At 50.0% G+C, this 1,277-nt stretch carries 2 protein-coding genes; one reads left to right on the top strand and one right to left on the bottom strand.

Going from position 1 to position 1,277, the window contains the following annotated elements:
• Window positions 1-56 precede the first annotated feature (56 nt).
• Entirely contained in the window at window positions 57-698 is a 642-nt protein-coding gene (locus tag JX312_RS13770; RefSeq protein ID WP_239653939.1) for a site-specific DNA-methyltransferase, read from the bottom strand.
• A 54-nt stretch (window positions 699-752) separates the two neighbouring features.
• Between JX312_RS13770 and JX312_RS13765 the strand changes: the two genes are divergently transcribed.
• Complete coding sequence (locus JX312_RS13765; protein ID WP_123408178.1) at window positions 753-1,169, top strand: hypothetical protein; 417 nt, start codon at window positions 753-755, stop codon at window positions 1,167-1,169.
• Window positions 1,170-1,277 lie beyond the last annotated feature (108 nt).

Raw genomic sequence — 1,277 nt, 5'->3', positions numbered from 1 at the left:
CAGCACAAATAGCAAATTGCCATCCAACTCTTGACCTCGAATTTGATTAACACTTTTTAAGAGACACTAGTGAAATATTTTCGTTCTTTTCCTTGAACTGCACCAAGAAACGAAGCTGACTTTGCATAAGCAACAATCCATTCGTGGTCTTGTGAAATGCCAAAAGGCACATCGGTTTTTGCCGTTCGTTTACGCCAAGGGAATGAAGCGATAAAGTTGTCTTCACCGAAAATCTCGTCACATATTTTTGAGAGATTTTCTTTTTCGTTATCATCTATCGAGATAAAGATAACACCATCATCGGTAAGCAAGTCGCGAGCGACTTTAAGGCGAGGATAAATCATATTGAGCCAATCGGTGTGAAAGCGACCATTGGCCTCTGTGTTACGCTGCATGGGGTCGATAGTTTGGTTGCCCTCGGCATCAAACAGACCACTGGTTTGCTCGAAGTCCTCCTTACCCTGAGCGAAATCGTCGTTATAGACGAAATCGTTACCTGTATTATAGGGAGGGTCGATGTAAATCATCTTGACCCGACCGAGGTATGTTTCGCGAAGGACTTTGAGAACATCGAGATTGTCGCCCTCGAGATAGAGGTTTTCGGTTGTATCGAAGTCCACAGATTCCTCGCGGCAAGGGCGCAGAGTAAGATTGACCGGCTCGTTGGCGAGACGAGACGCAGGTACAGCCGTCCGCAATAGCGTATTGACGAATATCGGATTATTGATGTATTTTTGTGGCTAAAAAGACATATGGGTTACAACAAGAGTCTGTCGGCAGTATATTCGGACATATGGGAACGCTATAAACATCACTGTGAGCACGAAGGCATTATTGCTCTGAACCGCTTCTGCGAAGGAGAAGGCATCAAGGCCCAGCGACTTTACGAGTGGCTTCGTCGCCGCAAGATCAGTATCAGTGATTATCAAGAGAGTCTTTCGGGGATGCCTGCCGGAGCAGGGCATCATGAAGAGGCGTTGTTCCGGGAGGTCCGGCTTCCACGCCCCTCTCATGCACGCGGAGATGCGGAAGCCGGTACGGCGGATGTTGTCCGCGACATACGCATCGAGCTTGGCGTGGGCACGGTCATGAGTCTGGGAGAGATCGGGGTCGGTGGTCTGACGATGCTGATGGAGGTTCTTACACGCAGAGGGGATGTGGGGGCTTGAGCCTGATATCCGGCTGTGGGTCTGTCAGAGGCCGGTGTCGATGCGTTACGGCATTCTCGGTCTGACCCAGATGGTGTGGTCGTGGAAGGGTCACTCTCCGGCATCGGG

The sequence above is a fragment of the Barnesiella sp. CU968 genome (genome assembly GCF_905219685.1).
GTDB lineage: Bacteria > Bacteroidota > Bacteroidia > Bacteroidales > Muribaculaceae > Lepagella > Lepagella muris_A.
Note: the sequence above shows the minus strand (reverse complement) of the source record. Positions and strands in the feature narration are given on the sequence as shown.